The organism is Streptomyces sp. PH9007 (assembly GCF_059813725.1).
This window is the reverse complement of record NZ_CM187440.1, coordinates 3494601-3516051: the sequence shown is the minus strand read 5'-3', so window position 1 is coordinate 3516051 and position 21451 is coordinate 3494601. Positions and strand designations below refer to the sequence as shown.

Sequence of the window (21451 nt, the reverse complement as noted above, 5' to 3'; positions counted from 1 at the left end):
CTGCATCTCCCTGAGCGCCTCGCCAAAGGCAACGTTCATCACCCGGGGCGGCCTCCAACGAGAGGGCGTGATTGCGGCACCGACCAGGTGGCCAGGGCGGAAGACCGCCCATCGGGGAAATGTCGTACGCGCCGGCGGCTGATCAGGCGCGTCGCCGGAGGAGAAGCCATCCGGTCACACCGACGAGGATGACGGCGGCGGTGCCGCCGAGGACCCAGGGCAGGGGGCTGCTGTCGTCGCTGGCAGGGGCGGCTTCCGCCTCGGGCCCGGGGGCGGGATCGGCGCTGTCGTCCGGAGTCGTTTCGGGCGTCGGCTCGGGTGTGGCGGGCGGCATCAGGCCCGCTTCCCAGTCGCGGAAGATCGGCGGGCTGTCGGGGTCTCCCGGGTCGCCTTCCCCATCCACAATGACCCGGTCGGGCCGGACGATGCCGTACCCGGTGTAGTCGTCCCGCCGCTGATCATCGGGGCGTTCGGCGGTGTTGAGCATGACGCGCAGGACCTGGTTCTTGGTCCAGTCGGGATTCTGGGACCAGATGAGCGCGGCGGAGGCCGACGCCAATGCGGCAGCGGCGCTCGTCCCACCACCCTCGATCAGACAGAGGGAGCCGCCCAGATCGCCGCAGTACGCGGGAACACCGTTGCCAGGAGCGGCGATGGCTACGTGCGCGCCGGACGTGGAATAAGAGGACCTTTCACCGTCGCTCCGCACGGCACCGACGCCTACGACACCGTCAAGGCTTGCCGGCGGTTGAACCGTGTTCGCCCCCTCCCCTTCGTTACCAACAGAAGCGAAGAAAAGTATGCCCTGCCTGGCTGCTTCTTCTGCCACTTCAGACAGTGGCCCCGCCGCGCCAATGATGTCTTCCCGCGTGCCGGAGATGTTGATGATGTCCACCCCCGAATCAATGGCGTATTGAATTCCCTCTACCCATCGAGCGACACCACTGATGGAGAATTCTCCACTTTCGACGATGCGAACAGGAAGAATTTTGACGCCTGGGGCAATACCTCGAATTCCGTTTCCATCTCCTGTTCCAGCGATGAGCGCTGCCATGTGGGTACCGTGTCCGTCGGTGTCCACGTGTGCGCCTTCAGCACTCCCAGTGAGGTCGGTGCCTTCGAGGACTTGGCCTTCCAGCTCGGGGAGCGAGCTGTCGACGCCGCTGTCGATGACGGCGATGGTGATGCCTTCGCCAGTGGTGTGTTCCCAGATGTCTTCGACGCGGAGGGTGTCGAAGTACCAGGGGTGTTGGGGTGTGTCGGCTGCTTGGGCCGCTGGCGCGGTAGCGAGGAGGGCGGTGAGGGCAAGGGTGGTGGCGAGGGCCCGGCGGGTGGGGGTCATGGCTGCTGCCTGTCGTCCTTGCTCTCGTTCTTCTGTGGGGCGAACCGCGAATGAGCCGCGCGCTCGCCCTTCGGCGCCGGATTGCCGCCGGAACGACCCTGGTACTCCAGCCCGGCCATGGTGGGTGGCTTGGCCCATGGAGCGGATGTCTCTGTTCCTGTCCACGACTCAGCCCACTGAACCCGCCGGTCATTCTGGCGGCGGCGTCACCAAGCCGCGCGAGCGACAGTCGCCACTGACGACAACAGCCCCGGCCCGGAAGATCATGGCCCACGGTTGGAGTGCGAGCCAGCCGTGGGCCCCAACCCATCACGGAAAGCCCGCCGGTGAGGCATCGTCCGCGCGAGCTCGTCATCGCCGAGGGGAGATCAAGCGCGTCGCCGCAGCAGCAGCCATCCGGTCACGCCGGCGATCAGAATGACGGCTGTGCCGCCGAGGATCCAGGGCAGCGAGTTGCTGTCGTCGCTGCTTGAGGCGGCTTCCACCTCGGGTCCTGGGGCGGGATCGGTTCTGTCGTCCGGAGTCGTTTCGGGCGTCGGCTCGGGTGTGGCGGGGGGCACGAGGGCGGCTTCCCAGTCGCGGAAGATGGGCGGGCTGTCGGGGTCTCCCGGGTCGCCCTCCCCGTCGATGATGACGCGGTCGGGGCGGACGATACCGTACCCGGTGAAGTCGTCCCGCCGCTGATCGTCGGACCGCTCGGCCGTGTTGAGCATCACCCGCAGGACCTGATTCTTCGTCCAGTCCGGATTCTGCGACCAGATCAGCGCGGCGGAGGCGGAAGCCAGGGCTGCGGCGGCACTGGTTCCGCCACCTTCCATCAAGCAGAGCGGGCCATCCAGACCGTCACAGTGCGAGGGCACATCGTTGCCAGGGGCGGCGATGGCCACGTGCGCTCCCGACGTGGAGTAGGAAGACCGCTCCCCATCACTTTTCACGGCGCCGACACCCACCACACCGTCAAGGCTCGCGGGCGGCTGAGCCGTGTTCGCGCCTTCCCCCTTGTTTCCGGCCGAAGCGAAGAAAAGCACGTTCTGCCGAGCCGCTTCTTCCACCATTTCCGACAATGGCCCTGCGGCGCCAATGATGTCTTCTCTTGTTACGGAAATGCTGATGATATCTGCACCAGAATCAATGGCGTACTGAATCCCCTCCACCCAGCGACTAACACTATTGATAGAGATGTCATTGCTGTTGATGACGCGAACAGGAAGAATCTTGGCGCCTGGGGCAAGGCCCCGAATCCCGTTTCCCTCTCCTGTACCGGCGATGAGCCCCGCCATGTGTGTGCCGTGTCCTGCTGTGTCCACATGCCCGCCTTCAGCACCCTCCGTCAGGTCGATGCCTCCGAGGACCTGCCCTTGGAGTTCAGGGAGCGTGGCATCTACTCCGGTGTCGATGACGGCGACGGTGATGCCTTCACCGGTGGTGTGTTCCCACATTTCTTCGACGCGGAGGGTGTCGAAGTACCAGGGGTGTTGGGGGGTTCCGGCCGCTTGGGCGGTGGTGGGTGCGGTGGCGAGAGCTGCGGTGAGGGCAAGGGTGGTGGCGAGGGCCCGGCGGGTTGGGGTCATGGCTGCTGCCTGTCGTCCTTGCTCTCGTTCTTCTTTTGCTTCTTCTTACCGTTCTTCCTGCCCTGGCCGGGCAGACCGATCACCCCGGTCGGCTTCGGCAGAGCCCGCCCATGTGCCCCGCTCTTGGCGGGGCGGCCGTCGACGGCCGCATTGCCGTAGGCCGGGCGCGGGGTTGCGGGCTGGTCTTTCTTGGCGGGAGTGAGGCGGGAGTTGGTCTGGTTCATGCCGGGCTGGATCACCCCGCCCGGCGGGATACGTGACGCGAGGGTCGGTTTCCCGTTCGGCACCGGCTTCCCGCCCAACAGGCCATAGTTGTTGGCTCGCCCCCAGGGATTGCCGCCCTCCGGGCCCTTGCCGCTGCCGGCACCTGGGCCGCTCATGGGCGGACGGCCCACGGGAGGCTGCTGCCCACTCGGCATCCCCGGCCCGGCAGGACGCCCCATCGCGGGAGGCTGCGAGCCCGCACCACCCGGTGGACCGGACGGGCGCACCGGCGGAACCTGCCCCCCAGCGCCGCCACGGCCCGGCCCGGACTGCCCCGGCGCCGGCCACCCCGGCAACGGACCCGCCACTGGCTGCTGCGGAAAGCCACCACCGGTCACCGGCCGCTCAGGCATCACCGGCGCGGGAGGCCCCGACGCCACAGGAGGAGCCGGAGGAGCCGCACCATTCGGCACCACCCCCACCGAATCCAACGATGTCCCCACTCCCTCGGCATCACGGAACCCCGGGAAAGCGCCCGTTGCGGGATCCTGGGCTGAGGGGCGTAGCGATCCCTGGGGCGGTTCTGTCGACTGTGGTGCGCTCACCCGAGGTGATGGCGCGTGCAGTGCAGGATTCTGGTCGGCCGTCGCCGGTGGAGGAGAGTTGATCAAGGACGGGCCGGTCGAGCCAGGCTCCCATTCCGGTGCGCCAGTCGGCGGCTCCGTGAACTGCGGTTCCCGCTCGTTCACGTACTGGATCGTGCCCGCCGATGTCTTGTACACCGAGCCCAGGCGGTTGATGACGGCGATGGCTTCCTGGCGGCTGGAGTCGGCTTCGGTCATCGTCATCGGGCGGTCGCCGTCGCCCGAGTCGTAGGCCACGTCCAGAGCGGTCGCCGGCATCTCCTGGGGCGGGGCGGGTGGCATCTCGCTCTGGGCCTGGCGCAGTGCCACCCCCGCGTTGGTGATCGCGTGGGCCATGAAACTCGCGTACGTCTTCAGATCCACCGAGGTGTGATGGAAGTGGCGGATCCATTCGCGGAACTCGTCCGCCGTCTGACCCTGCCACTCCAACTCATTGGCGCGTGCCCGGATCTGGTCGCCCAGCCATTCCACCGTCTCGGCCACGGCCTCCAGCGTCTCCCCCCGCTGGATCAGCATGTCCGGCCTCGCCCCCGCCAGCAGACCCTCCAACTCCCTGTGGGTCATGCTCTGCAACTGCGCCGCCGCGTAGTCCTCGACACCGTGGCCCCTGTACGTGCCCCGATACGTCCCACGATCCTCCACGGTCCGGTCCCCTCCCCGTCGACCTCTCCCCGCCGAGACGCCTGGCGCCCAGGATACGTTCCGCTGCCGACACGCTCCGGTGTGCCACCATTTCCACGGCTGGACGTCGTGTCTGGGTGAGGCGGCGCCGTCAGCGGTGGGGGGAGGCCGATCCGGCGGGGTTCGCCGCCGTGCGCATGCCCGTCAGGGGAACGTGACGTCGGCCAGGTCGCAGGAGAGGTCCCACAGCCGGGAGCCGTCCTCCGGGTTGCGGGCGGAGCGGTAGATCTTCTCCTCGGTCGCCGCGCCCGTGAGATGTCCCAGGCCCCGGGGGCCGTAGAAGCGTCCGCCCCCGGCGTTGGGGCTGGTCGCCGCGTGGAGTGCGGGGCGCAGCCCGCCTTCCACGCGCTGGACGGGCCAGCCGAGCGGCGCGAAGATCCGGAACGCGACATCGAACGGTGCCCTGCCGCCACCCATCCTCGGGCCCGCGCTCTGGAGGTTGGTCCGGGTGAACCCGGGATGGGCGACGTTGCTGGTGATGCCCCAGCCGTTGGCACGGCTGCGGCGGTCCAGTTCCAGGCCGAAGAGCAGGGTGGCCAGCTTCGACTGGCTGTACACGGGCCAGGGCTTGTAGCCGCGCTCGAACTGGAGGTCAGCCCAGTTCATCGTCCTGGCCAGCGCGGCGGCCAGGGCGGACTGCGCGGTGACCCGGGCGCGCCCGGCGATGAGCAGCGGCAGGATGCGGGCAACCAGGGCGAAGTGCCCCAGGTAGTTGGTGCCGAATTGCAGTTCCAGGCCGTCGGCGGTGGTGTGCCGGGTGGGGGTGTCATGACGGCCGCGTTGTTGATCAGGATGTGGATCGGCCGCCCCTCGTCGTTCAGGCGGTCGGCCAGCGCCGCGACCGACGCGAGCGATGCCAGGTCGAGCGCGCGCAGCGAGGAGTTGCCGCCGATCCGTTCCAGAGCGGCCCGGCCCTTGGCCGCGTTACCCGGCTGGAACAGCGGCGCGGCCCGCAGCCCAGCAAGCACATGCTGGCCTCGCTCGCCCGGGCCTGCGGCTGACGGGCGACGAACGCGATTACCTGTACCGGGTGTCCGGCCACGACGCCCCGGCCTCGCTGTCGGCCTCCCCGCACGTCGCCCCCGCCCTGCTGCGGGTCCTGGACCGCCTCGACGACACTCCGGCGCTCATCCTGACCGAGTTGGGCGAGACGCTGGTACAGAACGCGATGGCCATCGCCCTGTTCGGGGACGCGTCGCGGCACACGGGTCCGGCCCGCAGCGCGATCTACCGCTGGTTCACCGACCCCGCGGAACGATCCGTCTATCCCGAGGCCGACCGTGACCGGCAGAGCCGCGCCCAGGTGGCGAACCTGCGCGCCGCCCACGGACTGCGCGGCCCCCGGTCCCAGGCCGGTGAGTTGGTGCGCACGCTGCGGACGGCGAGCGGGGAGTTCGCCGCGTTGTGGGAGCGGCACGAGGTCGCGCAGCGCTTCGAGGACCACAAGACGCTCCTCCACCCCGAGGTCGGCCCCATCGAACTGGACTGTCAGGCCCTGTTCACCGAGGACCAGTCCCAGACGCTGCTCGTGCTCACCGCGCCATCACGGTCCCCCGGGTACGAGAAGCTGCAACTCCTCGCCGTGCTCGGACTGGACCGCTTCACCGAAGCGGAGCGGTAGCCCCTACGGGCGAGATGTACGGCTCTCGGTCCCACGACCATGGGCGCCCGGAACACCGTGGCGCCGCCGCGCCGTCAGGGGTGTCCCTGCCGCTCCGTGCAGGAGGTCGCGGCGGGGTAGTGTCCGGCGGCGAACGCGGCCGGTGGGACGCCCATGAGGCGGCGGAACTCCCCCGTCATGTGGGACTGGTCGTAGTACCCCGCCGACGCCGCGATGTCCGCCCACCGCCCCGGCACCGCCTCCGCCGCCAGTACGGTCCGCAGCCGGTCGATGCGCGCGAAGCGCTTGGGGGACAGACCGGTGCCGTCCAGGAACAGGGTGTGCAGGCGGCGCTCACTCAGGTTCAGCCGGGCCGCCGTCGCCGCGACCGTGCCACCGGCCAGCAGCCGCGCGGCCTCGTCGAGCCGGGCCGGGGGCTCCGGCAGGCCGGCCCACGCCCCGTCGAGTGCGGTCGCCGGGTCGGTGGCGAACTGGTCGATGTCCAGGCCCGGCAGGGCGCGCAGGGGCAGGACCCGGTCCGCGAGATCACGCAGTGGACGCCTGAGCAGGGCTTGCACGCGCCCCGGCCGCATGCGGACCCGCACGCACGAGTGACTGGGCCCGCCCGCGTGATAGGCGGCCCGGGTACGGGGGCCCATCACGATCAGCTCGCGCCGTTCGACGCGTAGGAGGAGGGTGGTGGCGTGGTCGGGTACGTCGACCGCTGTCGGTCCGGCCGTCGCCGTGGCGACATCGATCCCGGACACCCAACGCAGCAGAGCGGGCGGCACGTTGAGGGAACCCACCGCTCCACGATAGTGCCGAAACTTCCTATCCGGCCGTGTGGAGGCGCTGCCATCGTCGGATTCATGATCCTGATCACCGGTGCCACGGGCACCATCGGCAGCCATGTCGTACGCCTCCTCTCCGAACAGGGCGTACCGTTCCGGGCGATGTCCCGCCGCGCCCACCCGGGCCACGTGCAGGCGGACTTCGAGGACCCGGCGTCGCTGAACCGCGCGCTCGCGGGTGTCGACACGGTCTTCCTGGTGACCGTGCCGCCCGCGCCGACGGCGGACCACGACTTCGCCCTGGTCAACGCCGCACGCGCGGCCGGGGTCCGGAAGATCGTCAAGCTGTCGGCGATCGGCAGCGGCGGGATCTTCGGCGGACAGACCATCGGCGCGTGGCACGTCGCCGCCGAGGAGGCGATCGAGGCCGGCGGGTTCGCGTGGACGATGCTCCGCCCACCGTCCTTCGCCTCGAACCTCCTCGCCCACCGGGCCCTGATCCTGGCCGGGGAACCCGTCCCGAACCTGGCCGGTGACGCCCGGCAGGCCGTCATCGACCCGAGGGACGTGGCCGAGGTCGCCGTCGCGGCCCTGACCGGCAACGCCCACGATGGACAGCGGTACGACCTGACCGGCCCGGAGTTGCTGACGTTCGCCGACCAGGCGTCGATCCTGGGGCGGGTGCTGGGGCGGACCGTGCGGATCACGGACGCCACGGACATCCTCGGCCGGCTGCCGGCCGAGGTCGTCACCGGCATCGACTGGGCCCGCGCGGGCGGCACCGCCTACCTCACGGACCATGTGCAGCGGATACTCGGCCGCCCGGCGGGCACGTTCGAGCAGTGGGTGCACGATCACCGGGCGGCCTTCGCGGAGACGCCCTGATCCCGGGCGCCGGGGTCAGGCGACCGGGGCCGAGGGTCTTTCCCGGCCGGTGATCAGGCGGTGGCACAGGCGGCCGAGGGCCGTGCGGGGGCGGCGGGTACGGGTGCCGGGGCGGGGATAGCGGATTGGTTCGGGGCGGGGCGGGTCCTCGGGGGCTACGTAGAGCGGGACCTTGAACCCTGCGGCATCGGTGGGTGCTTCGCGCACGGCGTCGGCGTAGTCGATGATCGTGTGGTGCAGCCGGGCCAGGCACGGCTCGCAGACGTAGAACTGGGCGTAGTGCCCGGCGGTGGACGCCGAGCCGAGCCACAGCACCCAGGTGCAGCGGTTCCCGCACCACAGCCAGCAACGCCCCAGCACCCATTCCGGCCCTCCCCCGGCTTCCGGCCGGGAAGCGCCCGCAGCCAGTCGTGGTGGCAGGGGCCGGATCTCGGCGAACCTGAGATCGGGAAGCCGGGGAATCGACGTCACCTCGGCCTCCCACGGCTGCTGAGGCGGGTGCCGGTCAGCCGGGACCGGGCGTGCAGGGTGAGTGCCTCCCCCGTCGCGAACTCCAGCCGCCGCCCACCCCGGGTGGTCAGCACCAGATCCGCGACGACCAACGCCCGGCCCCCGACCTGGATCACGTCACCGACCAGCACCGTCTCGGCGGTGATCTCCACCACCTCCGGAACGCTCATCCGGACACCGCCCGCGTCACAGCCGCCAACTGCCGCACGGTCGCAGGCCGCAGATCAGCGGCCGGGGTGTGCGTCTCGAACGACGGATCGTCGTACGCCCGCACCCGAATCAGCGCCCCCACCGTGTAGACGACGACCACCACCCGCTCCAACTCCGCACTCCACACCACCGCCCCCGGCGACAAGTGCTGACGCGCCAGCCCGCAGACAAGGTCCGGAACGAGCCGCCGCACGATCCCCAGCGACATCCGGTGAACCGAGATCGTCGGCGCGAGCCCGGGATTGAGACTGACCTGCGTCGTGGAGACACCCAGCAGAGCCAGGGCCTCCCGCAGTTGAAGGAGCTCCATCGGGACATTGGGGAGTTCCGGGTGAATGGTCGCACGCATGACCACTCCTCTCCGTAGTGATTTCACTACCAGGAGCATTCAGCGTGACTTAGACTCGGAGGGTCTTCAACTTGCGGACTTTGTACAGAGAGTTGGGGTGCCCCTTGAACCGGAAAGAGTTGAACCCAGAGCAATCACCGAGCGCAGCGTTCGGGCAACGTCTTCGACTACTGCGGGATGAGCGCGGTTGGACCCAGGACGAGCTGGCCGAGCGCATGGGGTGCTCCGGGACGCATATTTCCGCGGTGGAAACCGGTCGTCGTCCTCCAACTCAACGTTTTGCGGCAAGTGCCGACAGGGTGATGGGCACCGGGGACAGGCTCAAGCGGCAGAGTCGCGCCATTCGGCACACTGCGCTGCTGGAAGGGTTCCCCGAGTACGTGACGCAGGAGGCACGCGCCGCAGAGATCAGGCTGTACGAAGTCGGTGTCATGCCCGGCATCCTTCAGACACCGGAGTACGCGGCTGCACTGACCGCACGCGAGGTCGAGCGAGGCGCCATTACGCCCGAGCAGGGTGATGAGCGGGACGCACTCGTCATGGCTCGCCAGGCGTCTCTCCAGCGCACGCCGCCACCGTTGGTGTTCGTCGTACTGGATGAGAGCTGCCTCAGGAGGCCCGTCGGGATCCGGACGGTTATGGATGGCCAGTTCGCGCGACTGATCGAGTTCGCCGCGATGCCGAACACCGTTCTCCAGATCGCCCCGTTCGACATGGGCGACCGTCGCCCACTCAATCTGCCGCTATACATCCTGACCATGGAAAGCCGGGCACTTCTCTCCTACGCGGAGTCCGCACAGCGTGGCCAGCTTGAGCGAGAAATCACTTCCGTCGTACCCATGTTGACCGCCTACCATCAACTACAGGCCGAAGCGCTCTCTCAAGCAACATCCGTGGCCATGATCGACCAGTTTCGAAAGGGCACCCCGTGACGACCGAAACCCTCCACTGGTTTACATCCTCCTACAGCGAGCACGGCGGCGCCTGCGTCGAGGTCACACGCGAGGTCGCTGCCTCCCACGGCATCGTCCCGGTCCGTGATTCCAAGGCTCACAGCGGTCCGGTGGTCGCGTTCCCGACCACCGCCTGGTCCGCGTTCCTCGGATCCCTCAAGCACTGAAGCCGAAGGAGACCGCCGTGATGACCTCCGCCCGTTGGCACACGTCCTCGTACAGCGGCAACGGCGGCCAGTGCATCGAGGTCGCCGCCAACCTCGCCGCCTCCCACGGCATCGTCCCCGTCCGTGACTCCAAGCACCGGCACGGCGGCCCCGTGGTGGCCTTCCCCACCACCGCCTGGTCCGCGTTCGTCAGCTCGCTGAAGCGATGACGAACGGTCCGGCCACCGCCCCCTGCCGTCCACGGCAGGGGGCGACACCGTCCCGGGCCGGGCCCTACAACCACCAGCCAGCCGTCACCGGTTGTCGTCCAGTTCCTGGTGCATCTGCGGCTGGTCGTCCTGGTCGTGGGTCAGGGCGTACTTCTCGACCTCGTTGAACGCCTTGGAGGCGACCCCGAGGGTCTCCTTGTACGGGTTGACGCCGACGGTCTTCTCCGCCGCGCCGCCGAACAGGCCGCCGCCCAGACCGCTGGCGATCTTGTGGCCTGCGGCGAGGGGCTTACCGGCCTCGTCGAGGAGGTTCTTGGCGAGCCCGGCCATGTCGGCGTACTTGTCGGTCAGCGCCACCCGGACCATCGCCACGAACGCGTCGTGGAAGCCCGGCGGGAAGAACTTCTTGTAGAACTCGACCGCCTGCGCCGTCATGAAGACGCCGTCCTCGGACTTCTTCCACTCCTTGTCCCGCTCCTGGTTCCACAGCCGCTCGACCTCGTCGGCGTCCTTCGGCAGCAACCACTTCTCCGGGGTGCCCAGGTAGTGGCTGACGTAGTGCCAGGCGCACATGAAGCCGTCCGCGTCGGAGCGGGAGACGTCGACGCCGAGGTTCCGCATGGCCTGGACGATCTGCGTGCTGAACACGCAGGCCGCGCCGGTGGTGTACTTCTGGGAGACCGGCTCGCCCCACTTGGCGTAGTCCCACTCGCCGCTCTTCTTGTGCAGCTGCCGCACGGAGGCGTGCACCAGGCGCACCTTGGTCACGTTCGCGGCGAGCGTGCCGTCGCGCATGGCGTCCTTGTTGCCCATGTCGATGAACAGCCGCGAGGACTGCGACAGGCGCCGCCCGGGCCCCTCGACCCCGCCGAGGCGGCCGGTGGAACGCAGGGTGAAGGCGCCGGTCGGCGAGAGGTACGTGCCGATGAGGCCCACGGTGCCCTGGAGCATGGAGACTTCGCCGTGGTGCCGGCCGAAGAAGCTCTCGGCGGCCCTGACATCGGCCTCGCTCCAGTCCGGCGGCGGGGCGGTGGCCCCGCGCAGGAACTCCGCGAGCCGCTCGGGCAGCGTCGACAGGTCCTGGCCGGGCTTCAGGGTCCCGATGGTGCGGAACAGCGCGTTGACCCCATCCACTTCGCGCTTCTCGATCAGCTCGGCCACCAGTTCGTCGGCCTCCGGGTCGCCGACCTGGTTCGCGGCCTCCAGTTCCGACGCGACCGTTGCCGCATTGAGTGTCACAGCGCTTTCCTCATTCCGCACGGGGTCATGGCCCGCGCGCGAGCCGTCCGGCCGGCGCGCGGACCGGATGTCGATCGCGATCTTGTCCCGGCCGGAAGGGCGCGACCATAACCCGTGGGGAGTACGGCGGAGCACGCTCCCCGGCGCGAACGGGGGCGCACGCGGGCGGCGTCGCCCTGTGCCGTTCCGACGGGTACCGTAAGCACCGCTCAGGTCACGCTCAGGAGAGGTCTGTCATGGCGGAGAGCCGCAATCTCGATCATCTCGACTGGATCCAGGCCCCCGTCGAGGACGGGAGCGACGAGCACTGCTTCGAGGTGGCCGCCGGGGACGGGGACCTGATCCACATCCGGCAGACCGACGAGCCGGAGAAGGTGGTCACCACCACCCGCGCGAAGTGGGACGCGTTCGTGCTGGGGGTCCAGAACAACGAGTTCGACCACTTCGTCGAGGACGTCCCGCGCACCTGACCCAGCGCCAACAGCCCGCGCGCCACCGGCGGCGGGCGTCCGGACTTGCCCCTCACGTTGCGTGAGGCTGCACCGTGGGGCCCATGAGCGACTACTACAACGCGTTCGAGTTCAGCCCCGTACCCGCCCCCGGCCCGGACGCCGTGCCGCCGGAACCGTTCCGCGGCATCTACGGCATGCCGGCCTTCGTCACCATCCCCACCACCGACCTGGCGGGCTCCGTCGACTTCTGGGTCCGCGGGCTCGGCTTCTTCGAACTGTTCAGCATCCCCGGCACCCTGGTGCACCTGCGCCGCTGGGCCTTCCAGGACATCCTGCTGGTCGCCGCGCCGAACGCGGTGGAGCGGCCACCGGCCATGAGCGTCAGTTTCGCGTGCGTGCTGGGCCAGCTCGACGGGCTCGCCGAGGCGTGCCGCGCGCTGCGCCCGGAGTCGGTCGAGGGCCCGCGGGACACGCCCTGGAACACCCGCGACGTGGAGGTGATCACCCCCGAGAACGCCCGGGTCGTGCTCACCGCCGCGAAGCCGTTCGATCCGGAGAGCCAGGAGGCGCGCAACCTGGCGGACATGGGGATCACCGCGCCCGACACCATCGGCGCCGATCATGGGACCCATGCCTGACGCCTCGGAGGCCAACGCCCACGCCGACGCCGAGGGCCTGACCGTCGGTCAGGTCTCGGCGCGGCTGGACGTGACGGTCCGCGCCCTGCACCACTGGGACGAGATCGGTCTCGCCCGCCCGTCGCTGCGCACCGCCGCCGGATACCGGCTCTACACCGCCGGTGACCTGGAACGCCTGCACCGCATCATCGTCTACCGCGAGATCGGCCTGGGCCTGGACCGGATCCGGGCCGTGCTGGACGACCCGGCCACCGACGTGCCCGACGCGCTGCGCGCGCAGCGGGCCCAGGTTGCCGAGCGGATCGAGCGCCTGAAGCGGCTCGACACCGGTCTTGAGCGGATGATCGAGGCGCACGAGCGCGGTCTGCTGCTGACCGTCGAACAGCAGGCGGCGGTCTTCGGCCCCCGCTGGGACCCGTCGTGGCCCGCCGAGGCGCGGCAGCGCTACGGGGACACCCCGCAGTGGCGGCAGTACGCCGAGCGTTCGGCCGCGCGCGGCCCACGCGAGTGGCAGGCCGTCGCCGACGCCGTCGCCGGGCTCGACCGGGAACTGGGCGAGGCGATGGACGCCGGTGTCACGCCGGGCAGCGACGAGGCCGGCCGGCTCGTCGGGCGGCACCGTGAGGTGTTCGCCGCGTACTTTCCGCTCACCCGGCAGATGCAGGTCTGCCTGGCCCGCATGTATGAGACCGACCCGGCCTTCACCGCGCACTACGACACCGTGCGGCCCGGCCTCGCGGGCTGGTTCCGGCGCCTGGTCGACGCCGAGGCGCGGGCCCACGGCATCGACCCGGACGCCGCCACGTGGGAGTAGCGGGGCAAGGGGTGGGTCCCGGCAGAAGGGCGGACCAAGCGGACTAGAAGACGATCAGGCCGCGGGTCAGCAGGTCGGTCAGCGCGAAGGCGAACAGGGTGATGCCCACGAAGCCGTTGACCGTGAAGAAGGCCCGGTTCAGGCGGGACAGATCGTCCGCCTTGACCAGCGAGTGCTCGTAGACGAACGCGCCCGCGACCACCGCCAGGCCGACCCACAGGAAGGGGCCCGCGCCGGTGGCCGCCGCGTACCAGACGAGCAGGGCCATCGTCACGGCGTGGCACACCCGCGCCGTACGCAGGGACGTGGCGATACCGAAGCGGGCCGGGAAGGACCGTACGCCCGTCTCCCGGTCCGTGGCGATGTCCTGGCAGGCGTAGATCAGGTCGAAGCCGCCGATCCAGATGCCCACCGCCAGGCCCAGCAGGACCGCGTCCCACGACCAGGTGCCGGTGACCGCCAGCCAGGCGCCGACCGGCCCGGCCGCCTGGGCCAGGCCCAGGATGGCGTGCGGGAAGTCCGTGAACCGCTTGCCGTACGGGTAGACGACCATCGGCACCACGGCCACCGGCGCCAGCACCAGGCACAGCGGGTTCAGCAGCGCCGCGGCCCCCAGGAACAGGGCCAGGGTGAGGGCCGCGCCGATCCAGCCGGCCCGCACCGACAGGGCGCCCGTCACCATCTCGCGGCCCCGGGTGCGCGGGTTACGCGCGTCAATCTCGCGGTCGATGATCCGGTTGGCGGCCATAGCGAAGGACCGCAGCCCCACCATGGCGGCCGTGACCAGGCCCAGGGTGTCCCACTCGATCCGCCGGCCCTCGGACAGGAACATCGCCGTCAGGGAGGCGGTGTACGCGAAGGGCAGGGCGAAGATCGAGTGCTCGAACATCACCACGTTCAGGAACGCGCGGAGCCGGCCCGGCACCGCCGCGGGGGCGGGCCGGCCGGCTGAGGCGGGGAGGGCGGTCACAGTCCGTATTCCTTCCAGCGGCGGTCGACCAGGGCCGCCGTATCCGGGTCCGAGACCACCATCTGCGGCCAGCCGCCGTCGCGGGTGTAGCCCTCCTCGGGCCACTTCGCGGTGGCGTCGATGCCGGCCTTGCCGCCCCAGAACTGCTGGTAGGAGGCGTGGTCCAGGTGATCGACCGGGCCCTCGGTGAGCAGCAGATCGCGGGCGTAGTCCGTGTTGCCCAGCGCCCGCCACGCCACCTCGTGCAGGTCGTGCACATCGCAGTCGGCGTCCACGACGATGATCAGTTTGGTCAGGGACATCATGTGTGCCCCCCACACCGCCGACATCACCTTCTGCGCGTGTTTCGGGTACTTCTTGTCGATCGAGATGATCGCGCAGTTGTGGAAGCCGCCCGCCTCGGGCAGGTGGTAGTCCACGATGTCCGGGATGATGATCTTCAGCAGCGGCAGGAAGAACCGTTCCGTCGCCCGCCCCAGCGGCCCGTCCTCGGTCGGCGGCCGGCCCACCACGATCGACTGGAACATCGGCTTCTTCCGCATCGTCACGCAGTCGATGGTCAGCGCCGGGAACGGCTCCTGCGGGGTGTAGAAGCCGGTGTGGTCCCCGTACGGGCCCTCCGGCAGCATCTCCCCCGGCTCCAGCCACCCCTCCAGGACGACCTCGGCGTGCGCGGGCACCTGGAGCGGCACCGTCACGCAGTCCACCATCTCCACCCGCTTGCCCTGGAGGAAACCGGCGAAGAGGTACTCGTCGATGTCGCCGGGCAGCGGCGCGGTGGAGGAGTACGTGACGGCCGGCGGGCAGCCGAAGGCGATCGCGACCGGCAGCCGCTCACCGCGCCGGGCCGCCACCTGGTAGTGGTTGCGGCTGTCCTTGTGGATCTGCCAGTGCATGCCGATGGTGCGCTTGTCGTGCCGCTGGAGCCGGTACAGGCCCAGGTTGCGCACGCCGCTGTCGGGGTCCTTGGTGTGGGTCAGCCCCAGGTTGAAGAAGGAGCCGCCGTCCTCGGGCCAGGTGAACAGCGCGGGCAGCGCCTCCAGGTCCACCTGGTCGCCCTTGAGGACGACCTCCTGCACCGGGCCGCTCTTGACCTTCTTCGGCGGCACGTGCGTCATGGCGCCGAGCTTGCCGAACGCCTCCCGCACCCCGGTGAAGCCGTGCGGCAGCTCCGGCTTCAGCAGGCCGCCGATCTTCTCGCTGATCTCGTTGTACGAGGACAGGCCCAGCGCCTTCAGCAGCCGGCGGTCCGTGCCGTACACGTTCATGGCCAGCGGCATCGTCGAGCCCTTGACGTTCTCGAAGAGCAGCGCGGGGCCGCCGGCCTTGTTGACGCGGTCGGTGATCTCGCCCACTTCGAGGTGCGGATCGACCTCCGCCCTCACCCGCTTCAGCTCCCCGTCCTTCTCCAGGGCCTTCAGCAGTGCGCGCAGGTCGTCGTATGCCATGCGCCTCAGTATTGCTGACGCATTACCCTGGCCTTAGTCAGGGGGCCCCGCCCCGACCGTGGCCACACTTCCCCAGGGGGACCACAATGCTCAGGGTGCTGATGTTTCTGGTACCGATCGCGCTTGCCATCTACGCCCTGGTGGACTGCATCAGCACCAAGGACGAGGACGTCAAGCACCTCCCGAAGCTGATCTGGCTGCTGCTGATCGTCTTCGCCTGGCTGATCGGCCCGATCGCGTGGATCTTCGTGGGCCGCCAGCGCGGCGCCGCGGCGGTCGGCGGGACCGGCGGACGTCAGGCCACGGGCCGCAGGTCCGGCGGTGGCGGCTGGGTCGCGCCGGACGACAACCCCGACTTCCTGCGCTCGCTGAACGACGAGAAGCAGCGCGAGGAGAACGCCAAGGACAAGGAACTCTTGGAGAACTGGGAGGAGGACCTGCGGCGCCGCGAGGAGGACCTCCGCAAGGAGGACAAGAACTCCGACGACAGCGGCCCGCAGGACCCTCCGGCCAAGTGACGGCGGGCTCCCGTCCCGCCGTCCGGCCCGGCCGGGCTCAGACGCCCGAGTACGAGTGCAGACTGTTCACGAACATGTTCACACCGTAGTAATTGATCAGATAGCAGACGAAGCCGGCGATGCCCAGGTAGGCGGCCTTGCGCCCCTTCCAGCCGGCCGTGGCGCGCGCGTGCAGGTACGCGGCGTAGGCGACCCAGGTGATGAACGCCCAGACCTCCTTGGGGTCCCAGCCCCAGTAGCGGCCCCAGGCGTTCTCGGCCCAGATGGCGCCCGCCACGATCGTGAAGGTCCACACCGGGAAGACGGCGGCCGTGATCCGGTAGGCGAGCTTGTCCAGCGAGACGGAGGACGGGAGCCGCTCCAGCACCGAGGTCGCCAGCCGCCCGGGGGTGCCGCCGGAGGCGATCTTGTTCTCGTAGGAGTCGCGGAACAGGAACAGCACGGTGGAGACCACCGCCAGGTACATCAGCGCCCCGCAGGTGATGGCCAGCGCGACGTGGATCCACAGCCACACCGAGTCCAGCGCGGGCACCAGCTGGGTGCTCTCGGTGTAGAGCACCGCCACCGCCAGGCCCAGGTCCAGCAGCACGGTGGTGACCAGCGGCAGCCCCAGCCAGCCGACGTTCTTCTTCGCCAGCAGGAACAGCAGGTACGCGGCGACCGCCGTCATGGAGAACGCGGTGGAGAACTCGTACATGTTGGCCCACGGGGCCCGCTCCACGGCGATGGCCCGCACCAGGACCGCCGAGAAGTGCATCAGGAAGGCCAGCACCGTCAGCGAGAGGGCGATCCGCCCGTACAGGTCGCCCTTCTCGTCCCCGCCGGAGGGGCCGGGGCCGTCCGGGACGGCGTCGCGCCGCGGGCTCGCGGAGCGGGTGACGACCGCGGGCCGCTCCAAGACGTCGGTGGCGCCGCCCTTGCCGCGTACGGTCACGCTGATCGTGGACTGCTGCGCCGGTACGGCCGCCGCCCCGCCGTCCGCGGTCAGGGCCGCCGCCGTTCTGGCGACCTTGGAGCGGCTGCCGAAGAGCCACTCGGCGATGTGGGCGAGGAAGGCGAGGGAGTAGACCGCCATCGCTGAATAGATCAGATAGTTGCTGAGGTCGGCGAGCTCCTCGCTCATGGCGAGATTCATGCGCGCGCTCCTTGGTCGTCAGAGGACTCGGAAGACTCGGGAGACTCGGCGGTCGTGGCGGACCCGGAGGACTCGGTGGACTCGGGGGAGTCGGCGGAATCCGCGGCGTCAAAGGACTCGGAGGTCTCGGAGGTCTCGGGGATCAGGGGGGCGTCCGGTTGCAGCGCGGCGGCGAGGTCCGCCAGCTCGTGCGGGATCCTCGCCGACTCGGTGCGGCCGAGCGACGCCAGCTCGACCACGGTACGGCCCGCGCCGTCGGTGGTGGCCCGCACCCACACCCGGCGGCGCTGGAGCAGCAGCGACCCGGCCAGGCCCAGCACGGCGGCCAGCGAGCCGGCGAGGGCCCAGCCGTTGCCGGCCTTGGTGGTGATCTGGAAGGTGGCCCAGCGCTGGTAGCTCTCGTAGGTGAGGGTGCCCTTGCCCTCCGGCAGGTCGATCGACTCGCCGGGCAGCAGGTCGAAGCGGAACGGCTCGCCGTCCTCGGACGTGAACTGCTCCAGCTTGCGGGTGTTGAGCTGGTACACGTTCTGCGGGATGCCGGAGTCCAGGCCCAGGTCGCCGTGGTAGGCGGTGAGGGTGAGCACCGGCAGGTCGGGGTCGGGGAAGGTGGAGTGCGGGCCGCGCTCCGCGTCGATGGCGTAGCTGGGGTTGAAGAAGCCCTGGAAGCCCAGCTGCTCGGGGTCGCCGTTCTCGTCGAGGTAGTCGGTCACCTTCACCACGCCGGTGGAGGTGAGCCCGGTGTCCTGCGGGAGGAACGGCACAGGGCCGGAGAAGGCGGTGCGGCCCTGGCCGTCGGTGACGGTGATGACCGGGGCGAAGCCGTGGCCCAGCAGATAGACCTTGGAGTCGCCGATGTGGACGGGGTTGTTGGGCTGGACGGTGGCGTCGGTCTCGGTGCCGTCCGGCAGCCAGTAGGTGATGTCGGCCCGGAACTCGGTGGGGGTGCCGAGGTCGGGGCCCTCGCGGGAGAACTCGGCGGTGAACTCGTTCAGCGTGAAACCGAACTGGTCCAGGTCGTGGTCCACGTCGAACATCGACCCGGAGGAGAAGTCGTCGTACTGGGGCAGCGTGTTGGAGAACCCGTCGCCCTGGATGACCAGCTTGCCGCCCTCGGAGTAGAACAGCTGGCCGGTGCCGAAGGCGACCAGCAGCACGATCAGCGAGATGTGGAAGAGCAGGTTGCCGGCCTCGCGCAGATAGCCCTTCTCGGCGGCGACCGAGCCCCCGTCGGGGGCGGGGGCGGTACGGAACCACCGGCGCTTCAGCAGCCGCTGGGCCGAGTCCACGACCGTGGCCGGCTCGGCGTCGGTGCGCCAGGTGGTGTACGCGGGCATCCGGTCCAGGCGGCGCGGGGCGCGCGGCGGACGGCCGCGCAGCTGGCCGACGAACTGCCAGGTGCGCGGGACGATGCAGCCGATGAGCGAGATGAACAGCAGGATGTAGATCGCCGAGAACCACACCGAGGAGTACACCTCGAACAGCTGGAGCCGCTCGTAGAGCCCGCCCAGTGTCGGGTTGTCGGCCTTGAACTGCTCCACGAGGAGCGCGTTCACGTCGCTCTGCGGGATGAGGGAGCCGGGGATGGCGCCGAGCGCGAGCAGGAACAGCAGGATCAGCGCGACCCGCATGGAGGTGAGCTGGCGCCACATCCAGCGCGTCCAGCCGGCCGTCTCGCGTCCCAGCCACCGGACCGTACCGGCGGCGCCCGGGCCGCGTACGCCGCCGAACGAGCCGGGGACGGCGGTGCCCTCGCCGGGCCGCTCCGGGGCCGCGCCCTCCTCGTCCTGGGCGGGGGCGGTGGACAGGCCGGCGGTGGCCGCGGCCTCGTCCGTACCGTCCCGGCCGTCCGTACGGGCCGGGCCGTCCGTACGGGGCTGGTCGTCGCGGTCGTCGTTCAGGTTGTCGCTGGCCATGGTGTTCAGATCCAAACGTCGAACTCGGACGACCACACCTGAAGGTCGTACACCAGACGGTCCCAGGTGCCGGTGAACAGCAGCACGCCCGTCACGATCATCATCAGCCCGCCCAGGCGCATGATCCACACGTAGTGGCGCTTGAACCAGGCGAAGGCGCCCAGCGCCCGGCGGAAGAACAGCGCGGCGATGATGAACGGCGCGCCCAGGCCCAGGCAGTAGAAGACGGTGAGCAGCGCGCCACGCCCGGCGGTGGCCTCGTTGAAGGCCAGGAACTGCACGGAGGCGAGGGTGGGGCCGATGCACGGGGTCCAGCCGATGCCGAACACCACGCCCAGCAGGGGCGCGCCGGCCAGGCCGACCCCGGGCTTTATCGGCAGCTTGAACTGCCGCCCGGACAGCCGGGGCAGCAGGCCCATGAACAGCAGGCCCATGATCACCATGAGCACGCCGGCGATCTTGTTGAGGAGTTCGCGGTGTTCCAGCAGGGTGCGGCCGAACTCGCCGAACAGCGCGCCGGTGGAGACGAAGACCGCGGTGAAGCCGAGGACGAACAGCAGGGTGCCCACGAACATCCGGCCGCGCCGCGCGTCCTTGAGGTCGGCGCCGCTCGCCCCGGTGACATAGGAGAGATAGCCGGGGACCAGCGGCAGGACGCAGGGCGAGAAGAACGAGACGAGACCGCCGAACAGGGCGACGGGTATGGCCAGCAGCAGGGCGCCGGTCAGTATCGTCTCGTTGGAGTCGGTGACGGCGGCGAGGGTGACGGAGTGCATGTCCGGGTCACTTCTCGGTGGTGTCGTCGGTCCCGGTGTCCTCGCCGGCCCCGGCGGTGCCCGCGGCGTCGGTGGTCTCGGCCAGCACCGGCTCGATGGCCGCCCGCAGTTCCTCCTCGGTCAGCGGCTTCAGCGCGCGGGCCGCGATGTTGCCCTCCGGGTCGATGACCAGGGTGGAGGGGATGGCCTGCGGGTTGAGGCTGCCCTTGGGGAACTGGAGCAGCAGCTTGCCCTGCGGGTCGTAGAGGCTGGGGTACGGCACGCCGAACCGCTCGTCGAAGGAGCGGGCGTTCGCCGCGCTGTGATCACGGGTGTTGATGCCGACGAACTGCACCCCGTCATCGGCGAGGTCCTCGGCGACCGCCACCAGGTTCGGCGCCTCGGCCCGGCAGGGGGCGCACCACGATCCCCAGACGTTGACCACCAGGATCTGGCCCCGGTAGTCGGCCAGGTCGAGTTCCTCGCCCTCGGTGGTCTCCCCGCTCAGCTCGGGCAGCGGCTGCCGGTCACCGGCCGCGACATGGGTGATCTGGCCGGTGCCCTGCACAATGTTGCTGTCGCCACCGGAGGGCCCGGCCGAGGCGCCGGAGCAGGCGGTGAGGGCGGCGGTCAGGGCCACTGCGGCGGCGCTGAACCCGAGGTGTCGACGGCGCAGGGATGTGCGGCTCTCGATCATGTGAAAAGTTTCCCATGCGCCCCGAGGCGATCTTCCGCGCCCCCCTTGTCCCGAATCCAGCCCCGTTGAGCTGGGAGAACACCCCTGCTCCGGCGGGTGGCGGCTAGGCTCCGAAGCCCTTGCTCGCGCCCTTCTTCGGCTTGGCGCCCGCCCGCAGATGCGGCGGGACCAGCTCCAGCGCGGGCTCCGAGTACCGCACCGAGACGATGCGGTCGCCCTCGTACGTGAAGCTGGTCAGCGAGGCGAGCGTGCACTGCCGGTTGCGCGGGTCGTGCCACAGCCTGCGGTGTTCGACGAAGCTGCGGACGATCCAGATCGGCAGCTGATGGCTGACGCACACCGCCTCGTGGCCGCGCGCCGCGTCGCGGGCCGCGTCCAGGGCGCTCTTCATCCGCACCACCTGCTCGACGTACGGCTCGCCCCAGGACGGCCGGAACGGGTTGCGCAGGTGTTTCCAGTTGCCCGGGTGGCGCAGTGAGCCGTCCCCGACGCCGAAGCTCTTGCCCTGGAAGACGTTGGCGGCCTCGATCAGCCGCCCGTCGGTGGCCACCGGCAGTCCATGCGCCTTGGCGACCGGCTCGGCGGTCTCCTGCGCGCGCTCCAGCGGGGAGGCCACCACGTGGGTGATGTCGTGCCCGGTCAGGGACTCGGCCACCACCTCGGCCATCCGCTCACCCAGTTCGGACAGGTGGTAGCCGGGCAGGCGCCCGTACAGCAGCCCGTCGGGGTTGTGGACCTCACCGTGGCGCATCAGGT

Annotated in this window: 26 protein-coding genes; 9 read left to right on the top strand and 17 right to left on the bottom strand. The window is 70.0% G+C overall.

Annotation, left to right across the window (positions count from 1 at the left end; genetic code table 11):
- Positions 1–142: 142 nt before the first annotated feature.
- From ACTFAP_RS16060 to ACTFAP_RS16040, 5 genes are all read right to left on the bottom strand, one after another.
- The gene (locus ACTFAP_RS16060; protein WP_500466676.1) at positions 143–1342 is read right to left on the bottom strand and encodes a S8 family serine peptidase; all 1200 of its coding nucleotides are present in this window, start codon (positions 1340–1342) and stop codon (positions 143–145) included.
- Between the two features lie 368 nt (positions 1343–1710).
- Positions 1711–2913: a S8 family serine peptidase gene (locus tag ACTFAP_RS16055; RefSeq protein WP_500466675.1), complete on the bottom strand. Its 1203-nt coding sequence runs from the start codon at positions 2911–2913 to the stop codon at positions 1711–1713.
- A complete protein-coding gene (locus ACTFAP_RS16050; RefSeq protein WP_500466674.1) occupies positions 2910–4277 on the bottom strand; it encodes a WXG100 family type VII secretion target in 1368 nt (455 codons plus the stop codon). Before ACTFAP_RS16050 ends, ACTFAP_RS16055 begins: the two co-directional genes overlap by 4 nt.
- A gap of 309 nt (positions 4278–4586) precedes the next feature.
- Complete coding sequence (locus ACTFAP_RS16045; protein ID WP_500466673.1) at positions 4587–5048, bottom strand: Rossmann-fold NAD(P)-binding domain-containing protein; 462 nt, start codon at positions 5046–5048, stop codon at positions 4587–4589.
- On the bottom strand, positions 5045–5410 hold the full coding sequence (locus ACTFAP_RS16040; RefSeq protein ID WP_500466672.1) for a hypothetical protein: 366 nt from the start codon (positions 5408–5410) through the stop codon (positions 5045–5047). Before ACTFAP_RS16040 ends, ACTFAP_RS16045 begins: the two co-directional genes overlap by 4 nt.
- Before the next feature lie 62 nt (positions 5411–5472).
- On the opposite strand from ACTFAP_RS16040, the gene ACTFAP_RS16035 reads away from it, so the two are divergent.
- Entirely contained in the window at positions 5473–6063 is a 591-nt protein-coding gene (locus ACTFAP_RS16035) for an MmyB family transcriptional regulator (protein ID WP_500466671.1), read from the top strand.
- Positions 6064–6137: 74 nt separating this feature from the next.
- Here ACTFAP_RS16035 and ACTFAP_RS16030 read toward each other — a convergent pair whose 3' ends face one another.
- Complete coding sequence (locus ACTFAP_RS16030) at positions 6138–6848, bottom strand: helix-turn-helix domain-containing protein (RefSeq protein WP_495681229.1); 711 nt, start codon at positions 6846–6848, stop codon at positions 6138–6140.
- 63 nt (positions 6849–6911) lie between these two features.
- Between ACTFAP_RS16030 and ACTFAP_RS16025 the strand changes: the two genes are divergently transcribed.
- The gene (locus ACTFAP_RS16025; RefSeq protein WP_495681228.1) at positions 6912–7718 is read left to right on the top strand and encodes an NAD(P)H-binding protein; all 807 of its coding nucleotides are present in this window, start codon (positions 6912–6914) and stop codon (positions 7716–7718) included.
- Between the two features lie 15 nt (positions 7719–7733).
- Here ACTFAP_RS16025 and ACTFAP_RS16020 read toward each other — a convergent pair whose 3' ends face one another.
- The 3 genes from ACTFAP_RS16020 to ACTFAP_RS16010 form a co-directional block, all read right to left on the bottom strand.
- Positions 7734–8078, bottom strand: coding sequence for a hypothetical protein (locus tag ACTFAP_RS16020; protein WP_500466670.1), 345 nt, complete (start codon positions 8076–8078; stop codon positions 7734–7736).
- 107 nt (positions 8079–8185) lie between these two features.
- Positions 8186–8398 carry a hypothetical protein gene (locus ACTFAP_RS16015; protein WP_500466669.1) on the bottom strand — a complete coding sequence of 71 codons (213 nt, stop codon included), beginning with the start codon at positions 8396–8398 and terminating at the stop codon, positions 8186–8188.
- Positions 8395–8787 (bottom strand): hypothetical protein, encoded by a 393-nt coding sequence (locus tag ACTFAP_RS16010; protein ID WP_500466668.1) that lies wholly within the window; start codon positions 8785–8787, stop codon positions 8395–8397. Before ACTFAP_RS16010 ends, ACTFAP_RS16015 begins: the two co-directional genes overlap by 4 nt.
- Positions 8788–8891: 104 nt before the next feature.
- Here ACTFAP_RS16010 and ACTFAP_RS16005 point away from each other — a divergent pair, with 104 nt between their 5' ends.
- From ACTFAP_RS16005 to ACTFAP_RS15995, 3 genes are read left to right on the top strand one after another with little or no spacing between them, the layout of a single operon-like run.
- Positions 8892–9719, top strand: a complete 828-nt coding sequence (locus tag ACTFAP_RS16005) for a helix-turn-helix domain-containing protein (protein ID WP_500466667.1) — start codon at positions 8892–8894, stop codon at positions 9717–9719.
- On the top strand, positions 9716–9907 hold the full coding sequence (locus ACTFAP_RS16000; protein WP_500466666.1) for a DUF397 domain-containing protein: 192 nt from the start codon (positions 9716–9718) through the stop codon (positions 9905–9907). The genes ACTFAP_RS16005 and ACTFAP_RS16000 overlap by 4 nt, the downstream gene beginning before the upstream one ends.
- A gap of 20 nt (positions 9908–9927) precedes the next feature.
- Positions 9928–10116: a DUF397 domain-containing protein gene (locus ACTFAP_RS15995; protein WP_500466665.1), complete on the top strand. Its 189-nt coding sequence runs from the start codon at positions 9928–9930 to the stop codon at positions 10114–10116.
- Positions 10117–10200: 84 nt separating this feature from the next.
- Here ACTFAP_RS15995 and ACTFAP_RS15990 read toward each other — a convergent pair whose 3' ends face one another.
- The gene (locus ACTFAP_RS15990) at positions 10201–11355 is read right to left on the bottom strand and encodes an oxygenase MpaB family protein (protein ID WP_500466664.1); all 1155 of its coding nucleotides are present in this window, start codon (positions 11353–11355) and stop codon (positions 10201–10203) included.
- A 236-nt stretch (positions 11356–11591) separates the two neighbouring features.
- Here ACTFAP_RS15990 and ACTFAP_RS15985 point away from each other — a divergent pair, with 236 nt between their 5' ends.
- From ACTFAP_RS15985 to ACTFAP_RS15975, 3 genes are all read left to right on the top strand, one after another.
- Positions 11592–11825, top strand: coding sequence for a DUF397 domain-containing protein (locus tag ACTFAP_RS15985; protein ID WP_030729929.1), 234 nt, complete (start codon positions 11592–11594; stop codon positions 11823–11825).
- Between the two features lie 83 nt (positions 11826–11908).
- Positions 11909–12445 carry a VOC family protein gene (locus tag ACTFAP_RS15980; protein ID WP_500466663.1) on the top strand — a complete coding sequence of 179 codons (537 nt, stop codon included), beginning with the start codon at positions 11909–11911 and terminating at the stop codon, positions 12443–12445.
- The gene (locus tag ACTFAP_RS15975; protein WP_500466662.1) at positions 12429–13259 is read left to right on the top strand and encodes a MerR family transcriptional regulator; all 831 of its coding nucleotides are present in this window, start codon (positions 12429–12431) and stop codon (positions 13257–13259) included. Before ACTFAP_RS15980 ends, ACTFAP_RS15975 begins: the two co-directional genes overlap by 17 nt.
- 43 nt (positions 13260–13302) lie before the next feature.
- Here ACTFAP_RS15975 and mqnP read toward each other — a convergent pair whose 3' ends face one another.
- On the bottom strand, positions 13303–14229 hold the full coding sequence (gene mqnP / locus ACTFAP_RS15970; protein WP_030729938.1) for a menaquinone biosynthesis prenyltransferase MqnP: 927 nt from the start codon (positions 14227–14229) through the stop codon (positions 13303–13305).
- A complete protein-coding gene (locus tag ACTFAP_RS15965; RefSeq protein ID WP_500466661.1) occupies positions 14226–15677 on the bottom strand; it encodes a menaquinone biosynthesis decarboxylase in 1452 nt (483 codons plus the stop codon). Before ACTFAP_RS15965 ends, mqnP begins: the two co-directional genes overlap by 4 nt.
- 86 nt (positions 15678–15763) lie before the next feature.
- Here ACTFAP_RS15965 and ACTFAP_RS15960 point away from each other — a divergent pair, with 86 nt between their 5' ends.
- Complete coding sequence (locus ACTFAP_RS15960; RefSeq protein WP_500466660.1) at positions 15764–16195, top strand: PLD nuclease N-terminal domain-containing protein; 432 nt, start codon at positions 15764–15766, stop codon at positions 16193–16195.
- A gap of 37 nt (positions 16196–16232) precedes the next feature.
- On the opposite strand, the gene ccsB is transcribed toward ACTFAP_RS15960, so the two are convergent.
- The 5 genes from ccsB to ACTFAP_RS15935 form a co-directional block, all read right to left on the bottom strand.
- Positions 16233–17330, bottom strand: a complete 1098-nt coding sequence (gene ccsB / locus ACTFAP_RS15955; RefSeq protein ID WP_500466659.1) for a c-type cytochrome biogenesis protein CcsB — start codon at positions 17328–17330, stop codon at positions 16233–16235.
- Complete coding sequence (gene resB / locus ACTFAP_RS15950; RefSeq protein ID WP_500466658.1) at positions 17327–19243, bottom strand: cytochrome c biogenesis protein ResB; 1917 nt, start codon at positions 19241–19243, stop codon at positions 17327–17329. The genes ccsB and resB overlap by 4 nt, the downstream gene beginning before the upstream one ends.
- Positions 19244–19248: 5 nt before the next feature.
- On the bottom strand, positions 19249–20019 hold the full coding sequence (locus ACTFAP_RS15945; RefSeq protein WP_500466657.1) for a cytochrome c biogenesis CcdA family protein: 771 nt from the start codon (positions 20017–20019) through the stop codon (positions 19249–19251).
- A gap of 7 nt (positions 20020–20026) precedes the next feature.
- Positions 20027–20695: a TlpA family protein disulfide reductase gene (locus ACTFAP_RS15940; RefSeq protein WP_500466656.1), complete on the bottom strand. Its 669-nt coding sequence runs from the start codon at positions 20693–20695 to the stop codon at positions 20027–20029.
- A 103-nt stretch (positions 20696–20798) separates the two neighbouring features.
- The gene (locus tag ACTFAP_RS15935; RefSeq protein ID WP_390124151.1) at positions 20799–21446 is read right to left on the bottom strand and encodes a histidine phosphatase family protein; all 648 of its coding nucleotides are present in this window, start codon (positions 21444–21446) and stop codon (positions 20799–20801) included.
- Positions 21447–21451: the final 5 nt, after the last annotated feature.

Coding starts and splice junctions, on each gene's coding strand:
- ACTFAP_RS16060 (WP_500466676.1), bottom strand. CDS start 1,342: ATGACCCCCACCCGCCGGGCCCTCGCCACCACCCTTGCCCTCACCGCC.
- ACTFAP_RS16055 (WP_500466675.1), bottom strand. CDS start 2,913: ATGACCCCAACCCGCCGGGCCCTCGCCACCACCCTTGCCCTCACCGCA.
- ACTFAP_RS16050 (WP_500466674.1), bottom strand. CDS start 4,277: ATGCTGATCCAGCGGGGGGAGACGCTGGAGGCCGTGGCCGAGACGGTG.
- ACTFAP_RS16045 (WP_500466673.1), bottom strand. CDS start 5,048: ATGAACTGGGCTGACCTCCAGTTCGAGCGCGGCTACAAGCCCTGGCCC.
- ACTFAP_RS16025 (WP_495681228.1), top strand. CDS start 6,912: ATGATCCTGATCACCGGTGCCACGGGCACCATCGGCAGCCATGTCGTA.
- ACTFAP_RS16015 (WP_500466669.1), bottom strand. CDS start 8,398: ATGAGCGTTCCGGAGGTGGTGGAGATCACCGCCGAGACGGTGCTGGTC.
- ACTFAP_RS16010 (WP_500466668.1), bottom strand. CDS start 8,787: ATGCGTGCGACCATTCACCCGGAACTCCCCAATGTCCCGATGGAGCTC.
- ACTFAP_RS15995 (WP_500466665.1), top strand. CDS start 9,928: ATGACCTCCGCCCGTTGGCACACGTCCTCGTACAGCGGCAACGGCGGC.
- ACTFAP_RS15985 (WP_030729929.1), top strand. CDS start 11,592: ATGGCGGAGAGCCGCAATCTCGATCATCTCGACTGGATCCAGGCCCCC.
- ACTFAP_RS15980 (WP_500466663.1), top strand. CDS start 11,909: ATGAGCGACTACTACAACGCGTTCGAGTTCAGCCCCGTACCCGCCCCC.
- ACTFAP_RS15975 (WP_500466662.1), top strand. CDS start 12,429: ATGGGACCCATGCCTGACGCCTCGGAGGCCAACGCCCACGCCGACGCC.
- ACTFAP_RS15965 (WP_500466661.1), bottom strand. CDS start 15,677: ATGGCATACGACGACCTGCGCGCACTGCTGAAGGCCCTGGAGAAGGAC.
- ACTFAP_RS15960 (WP_500466660.1), top strand. CDS start 15,764: ATGCTCAGGGTGCTGATGTTTCTGGTACCGATCGCGCTTGCCATCTAC.
- ccsB (WP_500466659.1), bottom strand. CDS start 17,330: ATGAATCTCGCCATGAGCGAGGAGCTCGCCGACCTCAGCAACTATCTG.
- resB (WP_500466658.1), bottom strand. CDS start 19,243: ATGGCCAGCGACAACCTGAACGACGACCGCGACGACCAGCCCCGTACG.
- ACTFAP_RS15945 (WP_500466657.1), bottom strand. CDS start 20,019: ATGCACTCCGTCACCCTCGCCGCCGTCACCGACTCCAACGAGACGATA.
- ACTFAP_RS15940 (WP_500466656.1), bottom strand. CDS start 20,695: ATGATCGAGAGCCGCACATCCCTGCGCCGTCGACACCTCGGGTTCAGC.
- ACTFAP_RS15935 (WP_390124151.1), bottom strand. CDS start 21,446: ATGCGCCACGGTGAGGTCCACAACCCCGACGGGCTGCTGTACGGGCGC.